Source organism: Paenibacillus sp. FSL P4-0127 (assembly GCF_038007325.1).
Taxonomy (GTDB): domain Bacteria; phylum Bacillota; class Bacilli; order Paenibacillales; family Paenibacillaceae; genus Fontibacillus; species Fontibacillus macerans.
Window position 1 is genome coordinate 3,256,923 of the sequence record NZ_JBBOWY010000001.1, and the last position, 22,409, is coordinate 3,279,331.

Genomic DNA, 22,409 nt, shown 5'->3' on the forward strand with positions numbered 1-22,409 from the left:
CCGTGCGGACCGCCGCGATCTTCGGAAAGGTCCCTTTTCCCGCTGTCGGAAGCGCATCAGCGGAAAAGCCGGATCATATAGTAAAGGGACGGAAAGTATTTGGCGGGACGGGGGCGTTAAACATGGACAATGTGGTGAGAGCGAGTATGAAAATATCCGATTTTCAGACCAAGGATGTCATTAATGTGGTGGACGGAAAACGGCTGGGGCATATCAGCGACCTGGAGCTGGATTTGCGGCAGGGCGTGATCGAGGCGATCGTCGTACCGGTCAATACGAAATTCATGGGATTGTTCGGAGGCGGCAGCGATCTGATCATTCCCTGGAAAAATATCGTAAAAATCGGCTCCGACGTCGTGCTCGTGAAGATGGAGGAGCTGCGGGAACCAAGGGTCCAATCCGCATACGAAACGACCGTGTACATCGACCGGGACGGCCGGGCGGAACGGCGCGGCTGATCCGGGAAAGGAAAAGGCAATTATGGTACACTTGAAATGCGTGTTTAAAAAGACAGGTTTTCAGCACCGAGAAAAGGGAGATGGATGATGGAACCATTTATGAGAAATGCTATAGATCAGCAGCCGGAGCGTTTTGAACTGGAGGCTTGGCGCGATCTGGCGCCGGGCCTAAGCGCTGGCTTTACCGGACGCGGCGGGGGCGTAAGCAAACCGCCCTACGGCAGTTTGAATTTGGCTTATCATGTCGGGGACGATCCCTCGGACGTGCTGGAAAACCGGGGGCGCCTGGCCCGGGCGCTTGGCTTTTCCCCGGAGGGCTGGACATGCGGCGAACAGGTGCACGGCGCGCAAATCGCCATCGTTCGGCAGGAGGACCGCGGCAAGGGGTATCTCGACCGGAGCAGCGCCTTTCAGGCGACGGACGGGCTGCTGACCAACGTGCCGGAAGTTTTGTTGGCCTCCTTTTACGCCGATTGCGTACCGCTATATTTTGCCGATCCGGTCACCAAAACCGTCGGATTGGCTCATGCCGGATGGAAGGGGACCGTTCAGCTCATCGCCGGGAAGATGATCGAAACGATGGAACGCGAATTCGGCAGCCGGCGCTCCGACATTCGGACGGCGATCGGCCCGAGCATCGGGGGATGCTGCTATGAAGTGGACGAAGCGGTGATGGGTAAAGTCAGGGAGGCGCTGCCCGGCGCGGAGCCGGATATGCAAGGGGAGCCGATTTCGACGCCATCCAAGAACGAAGGCAAAACGATGCTGAACTTGAAAGAAATGAATCGAATCATTATGATTAAAGCAGGAATATTGCCGACTCATATCGAATGTACAACATGGTGTACAAGCTGCCGTCCGGAAATGTTTTTCTCCTACCGCAAGCATAACGGGGTGACGGGGAGGATGGCGAGCTGGATTGGCATGAAAGAGAGGTGATCCTTTCTTTGTCGCTGAAAGAACGGATAGAAATGGTGGAAGAGCGCATTCAAGCGGCCTGCAAGCGGAGCGGAAGAAACCGCGATGACGTGAATATCGTTGCCGTCACCAAATACGTGTCGGCCGACATGACCCGTTCCGTGTTGGAGGAAGGGATACTTCATATCGGAGAAAACCGCCCTCAAGCGGCGGTGCCTAAATGGGAAGCGCTTGGCGGACAAGGGATATGGCATTTTATCGGCCATTTGCAAAGCAACAAAGTGAAAGACGTCGTCGGAAAATTTCAATACGTTCATTCGCTGGACCGGCTGTCGTTGGCCAAGGAGCTTGAGAAGCGGGCTGCGGCGTTGGATCTGACGGTTTCGGCTTTTTTGCAGGTCAACGTTTCCGGCGAAGCCTCCAAGCAGGGAGTAGCGCCGGAGGAAGCGGCCGCCTTGCTGCGGGAAACCGCTGGCCTGGCCCATGTTAAAATCATCGGCCTTATGACGATGGCGCCGATCGTGGACGATCCGGAATTGGCCAGACCGGTGTTCCGGAAGCTCCGGGAGCTGCGGGACGAGCTGAACGCCGGGGCGGGCGGCGCGCTTAAGGAACCGCTGACGGAACTGTCGATGGGGATGTCGGGAGATTTTGAAGTGGCGATCGAAGAAGGGGCGACATGGGTGCGCCTTGGTACTCTTTTAGTAGGGAAAGGGGAAAAGACGTAATGGGAGTCATGAACCGGTTCATGAATTTTCTGGGACTTCAGGAGGAAGAAGAAATCGTGGAGCGTGAAAAATTTCCCGCCCAGGAGGAAGAAATTGAAACCCCAAGCTTTGAACCCCGTAAAAATCAAAGAGGAAGCAACGTTGTCAGCATTCACTCCCAGAAAAACGTAAAAGTGATCCTTTACGAACCTCGTTCCTATGACGAGGCGCAGGAAATCGCCGACCATCTGCGCTCCCACCGGTCGGTGGTGGTTAATTTGCAGCGGGTCCGGAATGACCAAGCCTTGCGTATTATCGACTTTTTAAGCGGGACGATTTACGCGCTCAGCGGAAGCATCTCCAAAATCGGCAGCAATATTTTCCTGTGCACGCCGGATACGGTCGAGATTCAAGGATCCATTACGGAAATGCTGGCCGAGGATTCCGATTACAACAGAATGAGGTGATGACAGCTTGGTAGGAACTTTGTTGGACGTAGTTGACATAATATATAGAATTTATTATTGGATGATAATAATCTATATATTTATGTCGTGGGTTCCGAATGTGCGTGAAAGCTTTATTGGCGAGTTTCTCGGGAAAATGGTCGAGCCTTATTTGGCCCCGTTTCGCCGGATCGTACCGCCTCTCGGGATGATTGATTTTTCCCCGATTGTTGCCTTATTGGCACTTTGGCTAGCTTCTTTCGGATTAAAAAGTCTTTTGATTTTTGTCTTCGGGTAATTTAGATATGCAGGCGGACATATACGAACATTTCAGGCCGGAGGAGCGCCCTTTTGCGGACCGGGCCTCAGAATGGGTAACGAATGCCGGGGAATACCACGAGGTCAAGCGAAGCGACTTCCTGGATCCGCGGCAGTGTTATATTTTGGAAACCTTGGCGAACCGCCACCCTGATGTGCAAATCCGCTTTGACGGCGGGTACGAAGATGCGGAGCGCCGGCGGGCGCTCATTGCACCGGATTACCGGGATCTGGGCCAGGAGCCGATGGGACTGAAAGTGCTCAGCATTGCCTCGGGGGACCAAAAATTCATTTCGCTCCAGCATGGGGACTATTTAGGCGCTATCTTGGGACTTGGACTCAAGCGGGATAAAATCGGCGACATTCATGTGCGTGAAGACGGCTGCCATGTCGTTGTCGCCGAAGAGATCGCCCCATTCCTCAATTTAAATCTTCATCAGGTGCATCGGGTTGGCGTGATCACGGATATTTTGGAGCCAAGCGAGTTGAAAACGGCGGAAAAAGAGCTCGCACCGATGGATTTGACGGTGGCTTCGTTAAGGCTGGACGGAATTGTGAGCGATGTATTCCATTTAAGCCGCAGCAAAGTGCTGATTCCGATCAAGGCGGGCCGCTGCCGGGTCAACTGGCGGACGGAGGAGGACCCTTCCAAGCCGCTGAAGGCAGGCGACATTGTGGCGCTGCAGGGGTTCGGCCGTTTTAAAGTGCTTGAAACGGAAGGGCTTACGAAAAAAGGCCGGCATCGTGTCAAAATCGGCAAATTTGTGTGAAGCTTTTGCAGGAGATGGCGGATTCTTGTCGAATTAGTAGTCTCGTACTGTTCCGTAAAGTGTGAGTTCAAGAGGTCGGATTTTTTTGCACAACCTCTAAATATCGTGAATATCTAACGCCTTCCCGTCCGTCGGGAAGTTTTGAAATTTGAGGAGGTGGGGATCATGCCATTAACGCCGCTGGATATACATAACAAGGAGTTCTCCAGACGTATTCGCGGTTATGACGAGGATGAAGTCAACGAATTTCTTGACCAGGTGATCAAGGATTACGAAATCGTGATCCGGGAGAATAAGGAGCTTCACAACCAGTTGTTGGCTATGCAGGAGAAGTTGGATCACTTTGCCACGATTGAAGAAACGCTGAGCAAAACGATCATCGTCGCCCAGGAGGCGGCGGATGAAGTAAAGAACAACGCGAAAAAAGAAGCGCAGCTGATCGTGAAGGAAGCGGAGAAAAACGCCGACCGGATCGTCAACGAGTCGCTGGCCAAATCGCGTAAAATCGCCATGGAGGTCGAGGAGCTGAAAAAGCAGGCTTCCATCTACCGGGCCAGATTCCGTACGCTTGTGGAGGCGCAGCTTGATCTGCTGAGCAGCGACAGCTGGGATGCGCTGGAAACGCGCGAGCGCCCCGCGGATAAAGCGCAGGAAGTTCAGGAATTGTATTAATGCATGTCGCAACGTCTATAGAATATTGACATGCGGCTGGCGAATGCGTTATAACTATGACATATTGAATTTGCAAATGAATCGATTGGATTCGATGAAGGGAACCAGTACGCTGCGAGTTTGTTCCCCAGAGAGTTGGCGGCCTGCTGAAAGCCAACGTTCAAAGCGCAGTCGGAATATCCTCCCGGAGAAGCAAAGCTGAATTTCCAAATAAGGAAAGAGCTAAAGCCGATATTTTGACTTTTTTGTAAGATGGGTGTTCAAAATCGCGGCTTTTCAGGACCGAGAAGGTTGGATGAAGCTGAGGACCGAGGAGCGGAGCGTACGTTTTGGGTACGTGAGCACCGGAAGGCCCGGCTGAGTTCAAGATTCGACGTCGAATCGGCGTCTCGATCAGCTTCGTGATCAAAAGCCGATATTTTGACTTCCTTAGCAATGGAAAGAGTAAGTTTTGCCGGTTGTCGGCCGTTATACCGGCCCCATATGAAGCATATGGGATCAAGGTGTCATGCTTTTTTCGGGCGGCGTAACGTCCGGCGGAAAATGCATGAAACAAGGGTGGTAACGCGAGCCAGGTCTCGTCCCTTAGGGACGGGGCTTTTTTTGTTTGGCTTTAGGCAAAAATCGGCTTGACGAAAAGGTGCCGCAAGGTGAGTTGATCCGGCGGCAGTTTAATGGGTGCCATGGAGCTTATTTGGCTGAAAAGACGGGGCTCCGGTTTTTAACGGTTGTCAGCGCGCTTATTTGTGCGAAAGCGTCTATTTTCCCAAGAAAAAACGGGAATAAGCTCTCTGGCAACCGTTACAGCCGACGACTCTCCGTTTTTGCGGAAATAGCGGCCCTCGCAACCGTTAAAATTCCGCCCCTCCTTGCCGCCACCATTCAAGCTCCGGCTTTGGCTTTGAGCTTTGAGCCTGTTGGTTTCCATGAATGAATGAAAGGAAGAGAAGTATGAAAAAAGTGGATGTCAAGGAAAACGCCCGTGCGCGCGATCTGCGCATTCTGGACAAATGGAAACGGGAGAATACGTTCAAGCGCAGCATCGAAAACCGCGCGGGACGCCCCAACTATGTATTTTTTGAAGGACCGCCGACCGCCAACGGCATGCCCCATATCGGGCACGTACTCGGGCGCGTAATCAAGGATTTCGTCGGCCGCTACCAGACGATGAAAGGCTACCGCGTCGTCCGCAAGGCGGGCTGGGATACGCACGGCCTGCCGGTCGAACTCGGCGTGGAGAAGGAGCTGGGCATTTCCGGCAAACAGGAAATCGAAAAATACGGTATCGAAGCATTCATCAAAAAATGTAAGGACAGCGTATTCGGCTATGAAAAGCAGTGGCGCGAGTTTACCGAAGCGATCGCCTACTGGGTCGACCTCGACGATCCGTACGTCACCCTGAACAACAGCTACATCGAAAGCGTCTGGAACATCCTCGCGACGATCCACGACAAAGGGCTGCTGTACAAGGGGCACCGCGTCAGCCCGTATTGCCCTTGCTGCCAGACGTCGCTGAGTTCGCACGAAGTGGCCCAAGGCTACGAGGACGTCAAGGACCTGAGCGCCACGGCTAAATTCAAGCTGGACGACACCGGCGAATATGTGCTGGCCTGGACGACTACGCCTTGGACGCTGCCGGCCCACGTCGCCCTGTCGATGAACCCGGATATGGAATACGCCCGGGTGCAGCAGGAAGACGGCGTTTATATCGTGGCCAAAAACCTCGTGGAAAAAGTAATGAAAGGCGACTTCACCGTACTGTCGACGCACAAAGGCGCGGAATTCATCGGCAAAACGTACACGCCGCCGTTCAGCTACATCAAAGCCGATAAAATCAACGTGATCGTCGGCGCTTCGTTCGTAACCGATGCCAGCGGTACGGGGATCGTGCACATGGCTCCGGCGCACGGCGAAGACGACTACCGCACATGCCGCGAGAACGGCATCAGCTTCGTCAGCGTCGTTAACGGTCAAGGCCGCTACACGGACGCCGTCAGCGATTTTGCCGGCCGTTTCGTAAAGGATTGCGACCTTGATATCGTCAAAACGCTGTCGGAAAAAGGGCTCCTGTACAGCAAAGAAAAATACGAGCACAGCTATCCGTTCTGCTGGCGCTGCAAATCGCCGCTGCTCTATTACGCGATGGAGAGCTGGTTTATCGAAACGACGGCCGTGAAAGACCAGCTGATCGCCAACAACAATTCGGTCGAGTGGTTTCCGGGCCATGTACGCGAAGGCCGGTTCGGGAAATTTCTCGAGGACCTCGTCGATTGGAACATCAGCCGCAACCGGTATTGGGGCACTCCGCTTAACGTTTGGGTTTGCCCGGACTGCGGCGGGCAGTTTGCGCCGCACAGCCTGGCCGAGCTGCGCGAACATGCAGTGGGACACGTCAGCGAAGACCTGGAGCTGCACAAGCCGTACGTGGACGAAGTCAAGGTACGCTGCCCGCACTGCGAGGGCGGAGTCATGGAGCGGACGAGCGAAGTGATCGACGTCTGGTTCGACAGCGGCTCGATGCCGTTTGCCCAGCACCATTACCCGTTCGAAAACGAACAAACCTTTGCCGAGCAGTTCCCGGCGGACATGATTTGCGAAGGGATCGACCAGACGCGCGGCTGGTTTTACAGCCTGCTGGCCGTGTCTACGCTGTTTACGGGCAAAGCGCCGTATAAAGCGGTGATCGCCACCGGCCACGTGCTGGACGAAAACGGGCAAAAGATGTCCAAGTCGAAAGGCAATGTCATCGACCCGTGGGACATCATTAATGAATTCGGCACCGACGCGTTCCGCTGGGCGCTGCTGTCCGACAGCGCGCCTTGGAACAGCAAACGCTTCTCCAAAGGCATCGTCGCCGAAGCGAAATCGAAGGTGGTCGATACGCTCGTCAACACCCATGCCTTCCTGACGCTATACGCGGGCATCGACGGCTACAAGCCGGAGGAGCATCCGCTGCGGCCATCGACGAACAAGCTGGACCGCTGGATTTTATCGCGGCTGAACAGTCTGATCCTCGTCGTCGACAAAGCCCTTCCGGTGAACGATTTCGTGAACGCCGCGCAGGCGATTGAAGGGTTTATCGACGAGCTGAGCAACTGGTATATCCGCCGTTCGCGCGACCGTTTCTGGGGTAGCGGCCTCAGCGAAGACAAACTGTCGGCTTACCAAACGCTTACCGGTGTGCTCCTGACGTTGTCTAAGCTGATCGCGCCGTTTGCCCCGATGCTGGCCGAAGACATTTTCACGAACCTCGGGGGCGGGGACAGCGTTCATCTGGCCGACTTCCCAGAGGCGGATGAAAACCTGATCAACCTCGCGCTGGAGAAGGACATGGAAAGCGCGCGGCAAATCGTCGAACTGGCCCGCAACGTGCGCAACGAGACGGGCATCAAAACGCGCCAGCCGTTGTCCGGTCTGATTGTGTCCATGGACCGCGACTTTGCCGTGGCGGACTACGAAGAAATCATCAAGGACGAGATCAACGTCAAGGCGATCGAAATCGAAACGAGCGACAGCGGGTTCGTCGATTTCACGCTGAAGCTGAACCTGAAGGTAGCCGGCAAGAAGTACGGCAAAAACGTTGGCTTCCTCCAGGGCTGCCTGAAAGGATTGTCTGCGGACGAGACGCGGGCGATCGTGGACAGCGGCCGGTTTACCGTGACTTCGCCGGAGGGCGAGGAATTGACCGTTACCGCGGACGAACTGCTGATCGAAAAGCAGGCCAAGCCGGGTTTTGCGTCCGCTTCCGGTTACGGGATCACCGTGGCGCTGAATACGGACATCACGCCGGAGCTTGAGCAGGAAGGCTGGGTTCGCGAGGTGGTGCGCGCGGTTCAGGATACGCGCAAGAAGCTGGATCTTCCGATCGAAAAAAGAGTGCATCTTTCGCTTGACGTCGATGACGAACTGAAAGCGGCGATTACGGCGTTTGAGAACGTGCTGCGCGAAAACGTGCTGATCACGGACGTCGCCTTCGCCAAGCTGGACGAATCGGCGGAGAAGGCCGACCTCGGAACCAAGACGATTCTAATCTCCATTCAAGCGTAATCTACGAAAACGAAAACTGCATGGACCGCGCCAAGGACGGTCATAATAGAAGCAACCTAAAACAAACGAGCCCAGATAGTCTTTCCTTTTGCAGCGAAAGGGAGACGGGCTCGTTTGTAATTTAAATGCGAGTTCAAAGGATGGGGTAACGATGATGCGTCGCAAAACGGCAGCCGAGCCGCCGGCCGAAGAGTTTCCCAAGACCCCGGAAGAGCGGATAAATGCTGTATACCGCCTGACCCAGAACTGGACCAGAGAGCTGGAAAAATCGCGGATCACCGAATATACCCAGCTTTTAAACCGTCCCTGGCGCCTGATTTGGCTGAATCTGTTGTCCGGTACGGCGAGGGGCGTCGGCATTGCGATCGGTTTTACTTTCTTCGCCGCAACGATTATTTACGTGCTTCAAGTTCTGGGCAAGCTGAATCTGCCGATCATCGGCGATTATATCGCGGACATTGTGCGGATCGTGCAAAGGCAGCTTGAGCTTAATACGTATTAGGTCCGGTTCCCAGCGAATCTTCGCTTTCCAGATGTTTGGTGGCACTCATATGTTTACGGTATACGCCGTTGCGGTAAAAACAAACGTTTTTTCCGTAAATGTCGGTGGCGACAAAAGATTCGTAAGGCTCCACGAACCCGTCAAGCTCGTTCGAGGCTTCAATTTCCATGTCATTGTAATCGTCGACTTCCGATTCATCGGCGAACGCTGGGGTGTTGGAGGTGCCGAAGCTCTCCACGATCTGCCAGGCGTCTTCTCCGTCAAAACCGTTTTGATCGTCCCGTTCATCCAGACTGGTTCGTCCGAAAGGCGGAGACAAGAAAATCTCTTCAATCGGGCGCTTGGCCGAAACGAAGGTTTGCGGGCTATGCTCCTTGCAGTACGCCGTTTCCGGAATCGCGCTGAGACGATCGTAGCCGATCGGCTTCCCGCAGGTGGCGCAATAGCCGTAGCTTTCGTCTTCGATGCGCCGAAGCGCATCTTCGACCCGGGCGAGCTGCAGTTCATGGTGTTCGGCCAGGGCGAGGTCCTTGCCCCGTTCGAACACTTCAGAGCCCAGGTCTCCGGGATGGTTGTCGATCGGGCTAAGTTCATTGGTATTGTACCGCATTGATTCATTCATTCCGTAATGGTCGTTTTCTTGAAGCCTTTCGCTGAGCGAGGCTTGCGCTTCTTTCAGTTTGGCGGAAAGTTCGGACAGTTGGGTTTTCGTTAGATACGACATGGGCGTTGCTCCTTTCTTTCCTGATCCTGGAACCGTTTTTTGAACGGTCTCATTTAGTGCGAGAACAACCTCTTATAGCGGTATTTTGCGCAGAAGTAAGGCGAATTACCTAAGGAAAATCCTTTCGCGCATGGACGGGCCAATTCCGGCTGTGCTACAATATACAAGGCTTACATGTGGATAATCCTGCCGGTGTAGAACCGCTGGAAATGAAAAAACGAGGTGACTTACCGCGTGGTATACTTTCTGATTGCATTGATTGTTTTTCTGATTGACCAGGGCACCAAATATTTGATTGCAACCGGTCTAACGATAGGAGAGCAAATCCCCGTCATCGGCAACTTTTTTCTGATTACCTCACACCGCAACCGCGGCGCGGCTTTTAGCATATTGCAGGATCAGCGCTGGTTTTTTGTCACGGTGACGGCCGTCGTCGTGGTCGGGATCATTTGGTATTTATTGAAAATAAAAAAACAGCGGAACAAGCTGTTGCCCACGGCGCTGTCTCTGGTGCTTGGCGGAGCGGTCGGGAACTTTCTGGACCGGGTTGTCAGCGGCGAGGTCGTCGACTTTTTGCAGTTTAATTTCGGCTCCTACACGTTTCCGATCTTTAATGTTGCGGATTCCTGTATCGTGATCGGCGTTGCGCTGATCATTTTGGATTCGCTGCTGGAGATGCGCCGGGAAAAACAGACGTCCAGGGCCAACCATGAGCAAGAGGAGAAGGTATGAGTTTAGACAAGCTTTATGAAGAATCCGAGGACGGCACGCTCGAGTGGACGATCGATTCCGCGGCCGCCAAGGAACGGATTGACAAATACGTTAAAGGACAGCTCGACGAGGAGGTTTCGCGAAGTCAAATTCAGCTGTGGATCGAAGCGGGGAATCTGGTCGTCAACGGAACCCCGGTCAAAACGAACCATAAGCTGGCGGAGGGCGACCGCGTCGTGCTGACGATCCCCGAGCCGGAAGCGGTGGAAATCGCTCCCGAGGACATTCCGCTCGATATTTACTACGAAGACAGCGATGTGATCGTCGTCAACAAAGCGCGCGGCATGGTCGTGCATCCGGCGCCGGGTCATGCTTCCGGGACGCTCGTCAATGCGCTGCTTTTTCACTGCAAGGATTTGTCCGGCATCAACGGGGAACTGCGTCCCGGGATCGTGCACCGCATTGACAAAGACACATCGGGGCTCATGATGGCGGCAAAAAACGATAAAGCCCACGCCTCTTTGGCGGCGCAGCTCAAAGCCCACTCGGTCACCCGTAAGTATTACGCCCTCGTACACGGCAATGTCAGCCATGACCAGGGGACGGTGGACGCGCCGATCGGCCGCGACCCGCACGACCGCAAAATGTATACGGTGATCGACCGGAACAGCAAATCGGCAGTCACGCATTTTCAGGTGGTGGAGCGTTTTGGCGATTACACTCTGCTGGAACTTAAGCTGGAAACCGGACGCACCCATCAAATCCGCGTGCACATGAAGTTCATCGGGCATCCGCTAGTGGGAGACCCGCTGTACGGACGCAGCAAAGGCGTCAAAATGAACGGACAAGCGCTGCATGCAGCCGTTTTGGGCTTTGACCACCCGGCCGACGGCCGGTATTTGGAGTTCAGCGCGCCGATTCCGGCCGACATGGAGGATGTGCTTTTGTCGCTGCGAAACCGTTGATTAATTCCCGGGAAATGTTCGTCTCCAGGAGACAGCTTGATCAAAAAGTACAAACGATCGGGTAATTAATCCATTCTCTATTCCGCCGTCTTCCCTCATATTTAAAAGGTAGATTTTTTAACGAATATGAAGGGGATGGACGGTAAATGAGTACGGCGAATGGACAAGAAACCTACATTCAGCAGATATTTGCGGACCGGATCGGCGGAGCGAATTACGGTAAAGATACCGCTATTTATAAATTCGAGAAAATTAAACGCGCCAAAGCGGCGGCCAAAAAAGATTTTCCCGACATTGAGCTAATCGACATGGGCGTCGGCGAACCCGACGATATGGCCGATCCCGGCATCGTGGCCAAGCTTGCGGAAGAAGCGGCCAAACGGGAAAACCGCGGCTATGCGGACAACGGGATTGCGGAATTCAAGGAAGCTGCGGCGAAATATTTAGGCGATGTGTTCGGCGTGGAAAGCATCGATCCAGTTACGGAGGTTGTGCATTCGATCGGCTCCAAGCCGGCGATCGCGATGCTGCCTTCCTGCTTTATCAACCCGGGGGATATTACGATTATGACGGTCCCGGGCTATCCGATCATCGGTACGCATACCAAATATTTGGGCGGCGAAGTGTATACGGTGCCTTTGACCGAAGAAAACCACTTCCTGCCGGACCTGGATGCGATTCCGGAAGGGGTCGCCCGCAAGGCGAAGCTGTTGTATTTGAACTACCCGAACAACCCGACCGGAGCGAGCGCAACGCCGGAATTTTTCGCCAAAGTGGTGGAATGGGCGAAGAAATATCATGTGGTCGTCGTGCATGACGCTCCGTACGCAGCCTTGACTTATGACGGACTTAAGCCGCTCAGCTTCCTGTCCGTGCCTGGCGCTAAGGACGTAGGTGTGGAACTGCACTCCTTGTCCAAGTCGTACAACATGACGGGTTGGAGAATCGGGTTTGTCGCCGGCAATCCGCTGGTCGTCAAAGCGTTCAGCGACGTGAAGGACAACAACGATTCCGGGCAGTTTATCGCCATTCAAAAAGCGGCAGCCTACGGTTTGGCGCATCCGGAAATCACCGAGAAAATCGCCGCGAAGTATTCGCGCCGCCACGAGCTGTTGGTGAACGCGCTGAATGAGCTGGGCTTCAATGCGAAGAAGCCGCAGGGATCCTTTTTCCTATACGTACAGGCGCCGAAGGGTGTGGAAGGCGGTCCGACGTTTGCGACGGCGGAAGACTTCTCGCAATTTTTGATCCGCGAGAAATTGATTTCGACCGTGCCTTGGGACGACGCCGGTCACTACATCCGTTTCTCCGTGACGTTTATTGCCGACGGCGAGGAGGAAGAGCGGCGTGTGATTTCGGAAATCAAACGCCGCTTGGGCGATTTGAAGTTTATTTTTTAATTGCATGTGTTGCATGGGCTGGCCAAGAAATGTTCTTGGCCGGCCTTTTTTAATATCTAGAATTTGTAAAGTTTCAAACGCTTATTTGCCAATTTCATGCTGGGAAAGTTGAGTTATAACTCAACTTTCGCGGGAACAGTCAAGTCGAAGACCGATCGTAAGCAAGGGACACGGAAGGGGGTGAAAGCTTGAGGATAGGGAAGTAGGGGAGAGGGGCGGCAGATCAACACTTGCTACCGGAGACTTTGCACGATTATCCCGCTTGATCAGGTAGCAAAGAGAAAGACAAGCTCGGGATAAAAAAATATTTGGTGGTGCAGCAGATAGGTTCGAAATAATTTAGACGCGCTTAGGAGACGGACAAGAGATCAAGACAGGAGATCAAGGACCCATTAAGTTGATCTGCATCAAACTCCCTCCTCCACCGTTCCCAGCGTCACAATCAGGCCGCAGCCGCAAGGGGCTGATTCGGTTGGCGCGCGATTAGCCGGCGGTAAGGGATCGCCGGAATCGCCACACACATCTGCAGCAACTTCTGCCGCATCGTTTCTTCCGCTCCGGGCAGTCCTCCGGACAGGTGCAGCCGGCGGCGTCCGGTGTACTCGTTCAGGTACGCCTGCAGATGTTTCAGTCCCAAGGCTCCATACGTACTCTTCAGCGATTCCCACGCCTCTCTCACCACTCTCCGCAAGGGCGCATATAGCCGAAAGGCCTGAGGGAACAATTGTACCGCCGATGTATGGACATCCACATGCCCATTGATGAACGCGGTTAGATCGTGACGGTCTGCCCTTTTTTCGCCTCCCCGCTTATCCGGCACCAGGCGGATTTTGACCTGTTCCGGCTCGCCCGACTCCGTGACCGCGCATCCCGCTACGACCGCCGAGGCGTACGGATGCGAAAGCTGACACCGGGACGGATTACGCCCGTACTGATCGCTGTTCACCTTCACGTCTCCGGAAAGCAGCTCCCGGGCATCAAACTCCCCCACGGCATGGCGTATTTTGTGCAGCATCGACCAGGCGGTCTTGTAGGCGACCCGGATCACCTGGCGCAGCCGCAGCGCCGAGATGCCGCCCTCAAGCAGGAACATATCCAGCGCCTTGAACCATTTGAGCAGGGGGAGATGCGTTCCTTCAAAAATCGTGCCGACCAAAGGCGATGTTTGATGCTTGCACTTTCCGCACTCGAACAAGGGGATATGCCGGGAGGTCAGACGGCTGCACCGGGTGTGAGCGCAGCGCGGGCAGACGAAGCCGTTTGGCCACTTCATCGCGATCAGCGCTTCCATGCAGTCCTGCTCGCTGTTAAAACGGCTGCTGAATGATTGAAGTTCCGTTCCCGCATTGATCTCCATGTTTACTCGCCCCCAAATTAACAATATATGAACTTTAGTTCCATTTATTTCATTATACCAAACACACGTTCTCTAATCAAGCCGAAAATCTCACCTGAACAGCCTCATTTTTTCCTCGTCTTTTTTGTTTTTTCTCTCTTTTTTGGAACCCTCGTTCTAGCCCCCCTGCTCCCTGCTCCTGAACAATGGGGATAATCGTGCAAAGGCAGGCAGCAGGCAGGGACACCAAGACACGACGCTTTAGATGGTCCCTTTAGAAAGCCCCTCACCTGGCATCGATTTGTGACACGGCTCGAAACGGCTATAGTACAAAAGGTAGGTACACCGACCCTGCCGGATCGTGACGTCTCTATATCGTTAAGGCTTCCTCAACGAAGCAGCCAAAATACCGGGAAGATATTGTCCGCCTCTGATTCAGCGCCAACTTCGGCAATGGATTGCTGTTTTGCCCAGCTTCATCAAAGCTTGTCTGCCGATATTTTGCTGCGAAAGTTGAGTTATAAGGTCTCAGCCAAGCTGCCAGCGAAATGCCGCTCCAAAAATTCGGTTGAATAAATATAAATATAAATGTATAATTATTAACAATGATATGCAGCCGCGCTTCCGCTAAACGGAGGATTCGGGTGGTTCCGTCGTGAGCAAGGTGTGAACGGTTTTAAGGCAGAGCGTCTTGACAGGCTGGCATCGTTCTGTCATAATGCATGTAAACCAATAGCACCTTTAATTCAGTCCCGTGAGGCTGGCAAGGTAACGTGAATGGGGAAGCAGGCCGAACTGCGCTTAATTTTCATGAGCTCTGGCATGCCCAATCCCCCGTGACAGTCATAGTTTAACTGTGGCTGGAGACTCCTTGCCTGGATCAGGCAAGGAGTTTTTTTATGCGCTGATCACGGAACGAACACGGGTGACCATCAATTGTCCCAAGGAGGTCAAGGCTGTGAGCATCGAAAGTCATATCATTATGGATGAGCAGGCGATTCGGAGGGCGCTTACCAGAATTGCGCATGAGATTTTGGAGCGAAACAAAGGGATCGAAGGTTTGGTGCTGGCCGGCATCAAAACGCGCGGAGTGTATCTCGCCAAACGGCTGGCCGAGCGGCTGGAAAGCATCGAAGGATCGGCGATTCCGTGGGGAGAGCTTGACGTAACGTCCTACCGGGACGACAACACCGAAACGGTGCGAGGAGCCAAGCAAGCCACGTTCCCAGTATCGATTCAAGGCAAAAAAGTCATTTTGTTCGACGATGTTCTGTATACGGGCCGCACGATCCGGGCCGCGATGGACGCGATCATGGACTGCGGACGGCCGGAATCGATCCAACTGGCGGTTCTCGCCGATCGGGGCCATCGGGAACTGCCGATTCGGGCCGATTATATCGGGAAAAACGTGCCGACCTCGCGCACGGAAGAAATCGAAGTGCTGCTTCAAGAACATGACGGAAGCGATCTTGTCCGTATCCTCCACAACCGGGAGGGGAACTGACATGGCGCTGACGATGGCGGCAGTGAAGGAACGCAGCTTGCTGGGACTCAAAAACCTGAGCGCGTCGGAGATTTCCTCCATTTTGGACCGGGCGGCCCACTGGGACGCTAAAGCAGATAAAGTGATCCCGGTCCTGCAGGACCGTTTCGTAGCCAATATGTTTTTTGAAAACAGCACGCGGACCCGCTTTTCCTTCGAAATGGCGGAGAAAAGGCTGGGCGCGCAGGTGCTTAACTTCGCGGCGGCGGTCTCGAGCGTAGAAAAAGGCGAGTCGATTTACGACACCGTCCGCACGCTGGAATCGATGGGCATCGACGCCGGCGTCATCCGGCTTAAGCCGATCGGCATGCTTGAAGGAATTGCGGAAAAAATCGGCGTTCCGCTCGTCAATGCCGGCGACGGCAACAACGAGCACCCGACGCAAGCGCTGCTCGATCTTTATACGATGAAGGCCCATTTCGGGGAATTGAAGGGGCTCAAGGTGTCGATCATCGGCGACATCAAACATAGCCGGGTTGCCCGCTCCAACCTGTGGGCCCTGCAAAAATTCGGCGCGGAAGTGAAGCTGTGCGCGCCGGAAAACATGCAGGCCCGGGAGCTTGAAGCTTACGCTTCTTACGTATCGATGGAAGAAGCGCTTGGCGCCGACGTCGTGATGATGCTCCGGGTTCAGCTGGAGCGCCATACGGACGGCATCTTGAAATCGGCGGCCGAGTATCGTCTCCATTATGGTTTAACGGAAGAGAGAGCGGCCAAACTGCCGCCGCACGCGCTGATCATGCACCCGGCTCCGGTAAACCGGGGCGTGGAAATCGACGACGCGCTTGTGGAGCACCCGCAGTCGCGCATCTTTAAGCAGATGCAAAACGGCGTGCCGATCCGCATGGCCGTCCTGGAACGGGCCCTACGCTAGGGCCGTGCAGGGAAATAAAGCGCCGTAACCCGCCGTCCTATTCCAAAATCGTACGAAAGAGCGGAGGATGAACATTCCATGCGACTTATTATTATAAATGCCAATATCCTAAATAGCGACGGGGAACTGCAATTATCTCGAATCACCGTCCATAACGGAATCGTCGAAAGTATTTCGGTTAACGGGGCCGGGGAGGCCGCAGCGGCCGATCCGGATACGCGGATAATCGACGCCGGCGGCAAGCTGGTAACCCCGGGTTTTATCGACATGCACGTGCATTTGCGCGAACCGGGCTTTGAGCATAAAGAAACGATCGAAACGGGCTCGCGCTCGGCGGCCAAAGGCGGCTTCACCACGATCGCCTGCATGCCGAACACGAGACCGGTGACCGATAATCCCGACACGGTAAAATACGTAAAACAAAAAGCGGACGAAGCGGGGCTCGTCAATGTGCTGCCGTACGCGGCGATCACGAAAGGCGAGCTTGGCCGCGAGTTGACCGACTTTGCCGCGCTGAAGGAAGCCGGCGCAATCGGCTTCACCGACGACGGCGTAGGCGTGCAGAGCGCGCAGATGATGAAGGACGCGATGAAACTGGCGGCGTCGCTGGCTATGCCGGTCATCGCCCACTGCGAGGACAACTCGCTGGTGGAAGGAGCGCCGGTCGCCGAGGGGGAATTCGCCAGACGGCACGGCTTGAAAGGCATCCCGAACGAGTCGGAGGCGATCCATGTCGGGCGCGATATTTTGCTTGCGGAAGCGACGGGCGTTCACTACCACGTCTGCCACGTCAGCACGGAGCAGTCGATCCGCTTGATCCGGCAGGCCAAAGAGATCGGCATCAACGTGACCGCCGAGGTATGCCCGCACCATCTGATCCTGGCGGACGAAGATATCCCTGGGCTGGACGCCAACTGGAAAATGAATCCGCCGCTGCGCTCCCGCCGGGACGTGGAGGCTTGTATCGCGGCATTGGAGGACGGAACGATCGACATCATCGTCACCGATCACGCGCCGCACAGCGAGGAAGAAAAGGCCAAGGGCATGCAGCTTGCGCCGTTTGGCATCGTCGGTTTCGAAACGGCGTTCCCGCTGCTGTACACCAAATTTGTGGCCGAAGGCCGCTGGACTTTGGGGATGCTGGTGCAGCGCATGACTGCAGATCCGGCGAAAGTGTTCGGGCTAAAGGCCGGACGCCTCGCTCCCGGCGCTCCCGCCGATCTGACGATCGTCGATTTGCAGGAGGAGCGGCCCGTCGATCCGGCGGCCTTTGCCTCGAAAGGGCGCAACACGCCGTTTGCCGGGTGGAAGCTGAAGGGCTGGCCGGTGGCGACGATCGTGGGCGGAAACCTGGTTTGGTCTGAGGCATAGGCTTGAGGCATAGGGCCAAGGCAGGTCCGAGGTATAGGTCTGAGGCATAAGCCCAATCATGGGCTTTGATGAATATAGAACTTCTAAAGGAGTGCTGCAGGATGCAAGCAAGATTGTTGTTGGAAGACGGCACGTTGTTTACCGGAACCTCATTCGGGGCGGAAGGCGAAAAAACGGGCGAGGTCGTTTTTAATACGGGAATAACGGGATATCAGGAGGTTTTGTCCGACCCGTCCTACTGCGGACAAATCGTCACCATGACCTATCCGCTGATCGGAAACTACGGCATCTCGCGGGATGATTTCGAATCGATCGTACCGTCGATCCACGGGTTCGTGGTGCGCCGGTACGAGCCGACGCCCAGCAACTGGCGGGCGCAGTACAACCTGGGCGATTTGCTTAAGGAATACGGGATTCCCGGCATTGCCGATATCGATACCCGCATGCTGACGCGCATCATCCGCCATCAGGGGACGATGCGGGGGATCCTGACCACCTCCTCGAAATCGGTTGAAGAGCTGAAGGAAATGATGCTCGCCACCAGCATCGAGGAACTGCGCAATCAGGTGGCCCAAACCTCGACGAAGCACGTTTACAGCAGCCCGGGCTCGAAGGAGCGCATCGTGCTTGTGGACTTCGGCGCCAAAAGCGGTATTTTACGCGAACTCAACAGACGGGATTGCGATGTGGTCATCGTGCCGCATAACACGACCGCGGAGGAAATCCGCCGCCTGCATCCCGACGGGATTCAGCTGTCCAACGGCCCCGGGGACCCGAAAGACGTGCCTTACGCGGCGGAAATGATCTCCGAACTGCTCGGCGAATATCCGATTTTCGGCATCTGCTTGGGCCACCAACTGTTCGCTTTGGCATGCGGAGCCGATACGGAGAAACTGAAATTCGGCCACCGCGGCGGCAACCATCCGGTCAAAGAGCTGGAATCGGGACGCTGCTACATTACGTCCCAGAACCACGGGTACACGGTAACGGAATCGTCCCTGAACGGAACGGACCTGGAAGTAACGCATATCAACAATAACGACAAAACGATCGAAGGCTTGAAGCATAAAAAATATCCGGCTTTTTCGGTGCAGTACCATCCGGAGGCCGCTCCCGGACCTTACGACAACAGCTACCTGTTCGACCGCTTCATCGAAATGATCCGGGAGCATAAGCGCCTGCATCCGCAAAAGCCCCGTCAGGCCGAACTCATGGCCGCTGCGAAAGGAGAACTGTAATTCATGCCGATCAACAAAGACCTCAAGAAGATACTCGTCATCGGTTCCGGCCCGATCGTCATCGGCCAGGCTGCGGAGTTTGACTATGCCGGAACGCAGGCCTGCCAGGCGCTGAAGGAAGAAGGCGTCGAGGTGGTGCTGATCAACAGCAACCCGGCGACGATCATGACGGACACCAACATGGCCGACAAAGTATACATCGAACCGATCACGCTTGAGTTCGTGACGCAAATCATCCGCCAGGAGCGCCCGGACGGCCTGCTGCCGACGCTGGGCGGCCAAACCGGCCTGAACATGGCCGTCGAATTGGCCCGCGCCGGCGTGCTGGAGCGCGAAAACGTCAAGCTGCTCGGCACGCAGCTGACCTCGATCGAAAAGGCGGAGGACCGCGACCTGTTCCGCGAGCTGATGCGCGAGCTGGAGCAGCCGGTGCCGGAAAGCACGATCATCACCTCGGTCGATGAGGCGCTGTCCTTTGCCGCGGAGATCGGCTATCCGGTCATCGTGCGTCCGGCCTATACGCTGGGCGGCACCGGCGGCGGCATCTGCGCCACGGAGGAGGAGCTTAAGGAAACGGTCGCTTCGGGGATCCGCTACAGCCCGATCGGCCAATGCCTGATCGAAAAATCGATCGCCGGCATGAAGGAAATCGAATACGAAGTCATGCGGGACGCAAATGACAACTGCATCGTCGTCTGCAACATGGAGAACTTTGACCCGGTGGGCGTACATACCGGGGACAGCATCGTCGTAGCTCCGAGCCAGACGCTTTCCGACCGCGAGTATCAAATGCTGCGTTCGGCGTCGCTGAAAATCATCCGCGCGTTGAACATCGAAGGCGGCTGCAACGTCCAGTTCGCGCTCGATCCGCAAAGCTTCCAGTACTACGTTATCGAAGTAAACCCGCGGGTGAGCCGTTCTTCGGCGCTCGCCTCCAAAGCGACGGGCTACCCGATCGCCAAAATGGCGGCGAAAATCGCCCTCGGCTATACGCTCGACGAAATCGTCAACCCGGTTACGGGCCAGACGTACGCTTGTTTTGAACCGACGCTCGACTACATCGTCAGCAAAATCCCGCGCTGGCCGTTCGACAAATTCGTCAGCGCCAACCGCAAGCTGGGCACGCAGATGAAAGCGACCGGCGAAGTGATGGCGATCGGACGGACGTTTGAAGAGTCGATTCACAAAGCGGTCCGCTCGCTGGAGATCGGCACACACCGCCTGTACTTGAAAGGGGCGGAAAAGATCGACAACGGGACATTGGACGCCCGCTTGATCAAAGCCGACGACGAGCGCCTGTTCCTGATCGCCGAAGCGTTCCGCCGCGGCTACAAGCTCCAGCAGATCCACGACCTGACGGGCATCGACTGGTGGTTCCTGGACAAAATCGAACGTTTGGTCGAGTTCGAGAAGCGGATCGCCGGCGAAGAAATTTTGTCCTATGAAACCTTGTACGAAGCCAAGCGGCTCGGCTTTACCGACCGGGCGATCGCCGAGCTGCGCGCGGCGGGGCAGCCGCTGGGCACGCATTTGACCGAAGCCGAGGTCAGAAGCTTCCGCAAGGAGCGTGGCCTGCGGCCGGTATATAAAATGGTCGATACGTGCGCGGCGGAGTTTGAAGCTTCCACGCCATACTATTACTCGACCTATGAAACGGAAAATGAAGTCGTCCAATCCGGGAAGGAAAAAATCGTCGTGCTCGGCTCCGGCCCGATCCGGATCGGTCAGGGCATCGAGTTCGACTACTCCACGGTGCACGCGGTTTGGGCGATTCAAAGGGCCGGTTATGAAGCGGTCATCATCAACAACAATCCGGAGACGGTGTCCACCGATTTCAACACCTCGGACCGGCTTTATTTCGAGCCCCTGTTCTTCGAGGACGTGATGAACGTCATCGAGCAGGAAAATCCGGTTGGCGTCATCGTCCAGTTCGGCGGCCAAACGGCGATCAACCTGGCGGCGCCGCTGGAGGCGGCCGGCGTGCGCATCCTCGGCACCTCCCTGGCATCGATCGACGGGGCGGAGGATCGCAAAAAGTTCGAAGCGCTGCTCTCCAGGCTGCATATCGCCCAACCTAAAGGCAGCACGGTCACCTCGGTCGAGGAGGCGGTGGGAACCGCGCAAGCGCTCGGTTATCCGGTGCTGGTGCGTCCGTCGTACGTCCTGGGCGGCCGGGCGATGGAAATCGTCTACTCCGATAGCGAGCTGCTGAGATACATGGAGGAAGCGGTCAACATCAACCCGCAGCATCCGGTGCTGATCGACCGCTACATGCTGGGCAAAGAGGTGGAGGTCGACGCGATCTGCGACGGGGAAACCGTGCTGATTCCGGGGATCATGGAGCATATCGAACGCGCCGGCGTGCACTCCGGAGACTCGATTGCGGTGTACCCGCCGCAGCATTTGTCCGCCGAACTGAAGGAGAAAATCGTCGAAATCACGATCAAAATCGCCAGAGAGCTGAAAACCATCGGTCTCGTCAACATCCAATTCGTTATCTACAAGGATGAAGTGTACGTCATCGAGGTTAACCCGCGCTCTTCGCGGACGGTGCCGTTCCTGAGCAAGGTGACGAACATCCCGATGGCGGGCGTGGCGACGCAGTGCATTCTCGGCACGAAGCTGAGCGATCTTGGCTATAAGGACGGCCTGTGGCCGGAAAGCGAGCAGGTTGCCGTCAAAGTGCCGGTGTTCTCCTTTGCCAAGCTGCGCCGGGTCGAGCCGACGCTCGGTCCGGAAATGAAATCGACCGGAGAAGTCATGGGCCGCGATCCGCAGTATGCCAAGGCGCTGTATAAAGGCCTTATCGGGGCCGGAATGAAAATTCCTGCGACCGGCGCGATCATCGCGACCGTGGCGGATAAAGATAAGCAGGAAGCGGTCGAGCTGCTGCGCGGCTTCTATCGCCTGGGCTACAAAATCATCGCCACGGACGGGACGGCTTCCGCGTTGATCGACGCGGGCATCCATGTGACAACCGTCTACAAGCTGTCGGAAGGCGTGCCGAACATCCTGGATTTGATCCGGAACGGGGAAGCGCACTTCGTCATCAACACGCTGACAAAAGGCAAGGAACCGGAACGCGACGGGTTCCGCATCCGCCGGGAAGCGGTGGAGAACGGCGTCGTCTGCATGACCTCGCTCGATACGGTGCGCGCGCTGCTCGAGATGCTGGAGGCGATCAACTTCTCCTCCCAAGCGATGCCTTCTTTATAAGAGGTAAGTTCAAAAAGTCCGCTTTTGATCACGAAGTGAATCAAGAAGTAACCAAGGCATCGAATCTTGAATTCAGCCGGGCCTTCCGTTGCTCACGTACCCAAAACGTACGCTCCGCCACTCAGTCCCTGGCTTCATCCAACCTTCTCGGTGCTGAAAACCGACCTTTTTGAACACTAACTATTAAGAGGGG

20 protein-coding genes are annotated in these 22,409 nt (G+C 55.5%); 18 read left to right on the plus strand and 2 right to left on the minus strand.

Annotated features, from left to right (window positions below; translation table 11 throughout):
* The first annotated feature begins 122 nt into the window (after window positions 1-122).
* The 10 genes from NYE74_RS14550 to NYE74_RS14595 all read left to right on the plus strand — a co-directional run bounded on the left by NYE74_RS14550 (window position 123) and on the right by NYE74_RS14595 (window position 8,838).
* The gene (locus NYE74_RS14550) at window positions 123-458 is read left to right on the plus strand and encodes a YlmC/YmxH family sporulation protein (RefSeq protein ID WP_124333010.1); all 336 of its coding nucleotides are present in this window, start codon (window positions 123-125) and stop codon (window positions 456-458) included.
* Window positions 459-545: 87 nt separating this feature from the next.
* Window positions 546-1,397: a peptidoglycan editing factor PgeF gene (pgeF, locus tag NYE74_RS14555; RefSeq protein WP_340928241.1), complete on the plus strand. Its 852-nt coding sequence runs from the start codon at window positions 546-548 to the stop codon at window positions 1,395-1,397.
* 8 nt (window positions 1,398-1,405) lie between these two features.
* Complete coding sequence (locus NYE74_RS14560; protein ID WP_340928239.1) at window positions 1,406-2,104, plus strand: YggS family pyridoxal phosphate-dependent enzyme; 699 nt, start codon at window positions 1,406-1,408, stop codon at window positions 2,102-2,104.
* Window positions 2,104-2,550, plus strand: coding sequence for a cell division protein SepF (locus NYE74_RS14565; RefSeq protein WP_036621418.1), 447 nt, complete (start codon window positions 2,104-2,106; stop codon window positions 2,548-2,550). The genes NYE74_RS14560 and NYE74_RS14565 overlap by 1 nt, the downstream gene beginning before the upstream one ends.
* A 22-nt stretch (window positions 2,551-2,572) precedes the next feature.
* Entirely contained in the window at window positions 2,573-2,827 is a 255-nt protein-coding gene (locus NYE74_RS14570; protein WP_306308152.1) for a YggT family protein, read from the plus strand.
* Between the two features lie 7 nt (window positions 2,828-2,834).
* Entirely contained in the window at window positions 2,835-3,617 is a 783-nt protein-coding gene (locus tag NYE74_RS14575; protein ID WP_340928237.1) for a YlmH family RNA-binding protein, read from the plus strand.
* Between the two features lie 165 nt (window positions 3,618-3,782).
* Window positions 3,783-4,289: a DivIVA domain-containing protein gene (locus tag NYE74_RS14580; RefSeq protein WP_036621423.1), complete on the plus strand. Its 507-nt coding sequence runs from the start codon at window positions 3,783-3,785 to the stop codon at window positions 4,287-4,289.
* A gap of 607 nt (window positions 4,290-4,896) precedes the next feature.
* Window positions 4,897-5,223: a hypothetical protein gene (locus NYE74_RS14585; protein WP_340928234.1), complete on the plus strand. Its 327-nt coding sequence runs from the start codon at window positions 4,897-4,899 to the stop codon at window positions 5,221-5,223.
* 17 nt (window positions 5,224-5,240) lie between these two features.
* Entirely contained in the window at window positions 5,241-8,336 is a 3,096-nt protein-coding gene (gene ileS, locus NYE74_RS14590; RefSeq protein WP_340928233.1) for an isoleucine--tRNA ligase, read from the plus strand.
* 151 nt (window positions 8,337-8,487) lie between these two features.
* A complete protein-coding gene (locus NYE74_RS14595) occupies window positions 8,488-8,838 on the plus strand; it encodes a DUF5665 domain-containing protein (RefSeq protein WP_213510294.1) in 351 nt (116 codons plus the stop codon).
* Here the strand turns inward: NYE74_RS14595 and NYE74_RS14600 are convergent.
* Window positions 8,825-9,562, minus strand: coding sequence for a TraR/DksA C4-type zinc finger protein (locus tag NYE74_RS14600; RefSeq protein WP_328272702.1), 738 nt, complete (start codon window positions 9,560-9,562; stop codon window positions 8,825-8,827). The genes NYE74_RS14595 and NYE74_RS14600 overlap by 14 nt on opposite strands.
* A gap of 234 nt (window positions 9,563-9,796) precedes the next feature.
* Here NYE74_RS14600 and lspA point away from each other — a divergent pair, with 234 nt between their 5' ends.
* The 3 genes from lspA to NYE74_RS14615 all read left to right on the plus strand — a co-directional run bounded on the left by lspA (window position 9,797) and on the right by NYE74_RS14615 (window position 12,638).
* Window positions 9,797-10,294 carry a signal peptidase II gene (gene lspA / locus NYE74_RS14605; protein WP_340928229.1) on the plus strand — a complete coding sequence of 166 codons (498 nt, stop codon included), beginning with the start codon at window positions 9,797-9,799 and terminating at the stop codon, window positions 10,292-10,294.
* The gene (locus NYE74_RS14610; protein WP_340928227.1) at window positions 10,291-11,238 is read left to right on the plus strand and encodes an RluA family pseudouridine synthase; all 948 of its coding nucleotides are present in this window, start codon (window positions 10,291-10,293) and stop codon (window positions 11,236-11,238) included. Before lspA ends, NYE74_RS14610 begins: the two co-directional genes overlap by 4 nt.
* Before the next feature lie 146 nt (window positions 11,239-11,384).
* The gene (locus NYE74_RS14615) at window positions 11,385-12,638 is read left to right on the plus strand and encodes an LL-diaminopimelate aminotransferase (protein ID WP_340928226.1); all 1,254 of its coding nucleotides are present in this window, start codon (window positions 11,385-11,387) and stop codon (window positions 12,636-12,638) included.
* A 442-nt stretch (window positions 12,639-13,080) separates the two neighbouring features.
* Here the strand turns inward: NYE74_RS14615 and NYE74_RS14620 are convergent, their stop codons facing one another.
* Window positions 13,081-13,995, minus strand: a complete 915-nt coding sequence (locus NYE74_RS14620) for a transposase (protein ID WP_115311165.1) — start codon at window positions 13,993-13,995, stop codon at window positions 13,081-13,083.
* Window positions 13,996-14,932: 937 nt separating this feature from the next.
* On the opposite strand from NYE74_RS14620, the gene pyrR reads away from it, so the two are divergent.
* The 5 genes from pyrR (at window position 14,933) to carB (ending at window position 22,216) form a co-directional block, all read left to right on the plus strand.
* Complete coding sequence (pyrR, locus tag NYE74_RS14625; protein ID WP_036621436.1) at window positions 14,933-15,478, plus strand: bifunctional pyr operon transcriptional regulator/uracil phosphoribosyltransferase PyrR; 546 nt, start codon at window positions 14,933-14,935, stop codon at window positions 15,476-15,478.
* Between the two features lies 1 nt (window position 15,479).
* Window positions 15,480-16,391, plus strand: coding sequence for an aspartate carbamoyltransferase catalytic subunit (locus NYE74_RS14630; protein WP_036621438.1), 912 nt, complete (start codon window positions 15,480-15,482; stop codon window positions 16,389-16,391).
* 78 nt (window positions 16,392-16,469) lie between these two features.
* Window positions 16,470-17,762: a dihydroorotase gene (locus NYE74_RS14635; RefSeq protein ID WP_036621441.1), complete on the plus strand. Its 1,293-nt coding sequence runs from the start codon at window positions 16,470-16,472 to the stop codon at window positions 17,760-17,762.
* A gap of 101 nt (window positions 17,763-17,863) precedes the next feature.
* Window positions 17,864-19,000 (plus strand): glutamine-hydrolyzing carbamoyl-phosphate synthase small subunit, encoded by a 1,137-nt coding sequence (gene carA, locus NYE74_RS14640; RefSeq protein ID WP_036621443.1) that lies wholly within the window; start codon window positions 17,864-17,866, stop codon window positions 18,998-19,000.
* Window positions 19,001-19,003: 3 nt separating this feature from the next.
* Window positions 19,004-22,216 (plus strand): carbamoyl-phosphate synthase large subunit, encoded by a 3,213-nt coding sequence (gene carB, locus NYE74_RS14645; RefSeq protein WP_340928223.1) that lies wholly within the window; start codon window positions 19,004-19,006, stop codon window positions 22,214-22,216.
* The last annotated feature ends 193 nt before the right edge of the window (window positions 22,217-22,409 follow it).

Bases quoted from the DNA above. Each gene is read 5' to 3' on its own strand.
- NYE74_RS14550 (WP_124333010.1), top strand. From the start codon at position 123: ATGGACAATGTGGTGAGAGCGAGTATGAAAATATCCGATTTTCAGACC.
- pgeF (WP_340928241.1), top strand. From the start codon at position 546: ATGGAACCATTTATGAGAAATGCTATAGATCAGCAGCCGGAGCGTTTT.
- NYE74_RS14565 (WP_036621418.1), top strand. From the start codon at position 2,104: ATGGGAGTCATGAACCGGTTCATGAATTTTCTGGGACTTCAGGAGGAA.
- NYE74_RS14575 (WP_340928237.1), top strand. From the start codon at position 2,835: ATGCAGGCGGACATATACGAACATTTCAGGCCGGAGGAGCGCCCTTTT.
- NYE74_RS14580 (WP_036621423.1), top strand. From the start codon at position 3,783: ATGCCATTAACGCCGCTGGATATACATAACAAGGAGTTCTCCAGACGT.
- ileS (WP_340928233.1), top strand. From the start codon at position 5,241: ATGAAAAAAGTGGATGTCAAGGAAAACGCCCGTGCGCGCGATCTGCGC.
- NYE74_RS14595 (WP_213510294.1), top strand. From the start codon at position 8,488: ATGATGCGTCGCAAAACGGCAGCCGAGCCGCCGGCCGAAGAGTTTCCC.
- NYE74_RS14600 (WP_328272702.1), bottom strand. From the start codon at position 9,562: ATGTCGTATCTAACGAAAACCCAACTGTCCGAACTTTCCGCCAAACTG.
- NYE74_RS14610 (WP_340928227.1), top strand. From the start codon at position 10,291: ATGAGTTTAGACAAGCTTTATGAAGAATCCGAGGACGGCACGCTCGAG.
- NYE74_RS14615 (WP_340928226.1), top strand. From the start codon at position 11,385: ATGAGTACGGCGAATGGACAAGAAACCTACATTCAGCAGATATTTGCG.
- NYE74_RS14620 (WP_115311165.1), bottom strand. From the start codon at position 13,995: ATGGAGATCAATGCGGGAACGGAACTTCAATCATTCAGCAGCCGTTTT.
- NYE74_RS14630 (WP_036621438.1), top strand. From the start codon at position 15,480: ATGGCGCTGACGATGGCGGCAGTGAAGGAACGCAGCTTGCTGGGACTC.
- NYE74_RS14635 (WP_036621441.1), top strand. From the start codon at position 16,470: ATGCGACTTATTATTATAAATGCCAATATCCTAAATAGCGACGGGGAA.
- carA (WP_036621443.1), top strand. From the start codon at position 17,864: ATGCAAGCAAGATTGTTGTTGGAAGACGGCACGTTGTTTACCGGAACC.
- carB (WP_340928223.1), top strand. From the start codon at position 19,004: ATGCCGATCAACAAAGACCTCAAGAAGATACTCGTCATCGGTTCCGGC.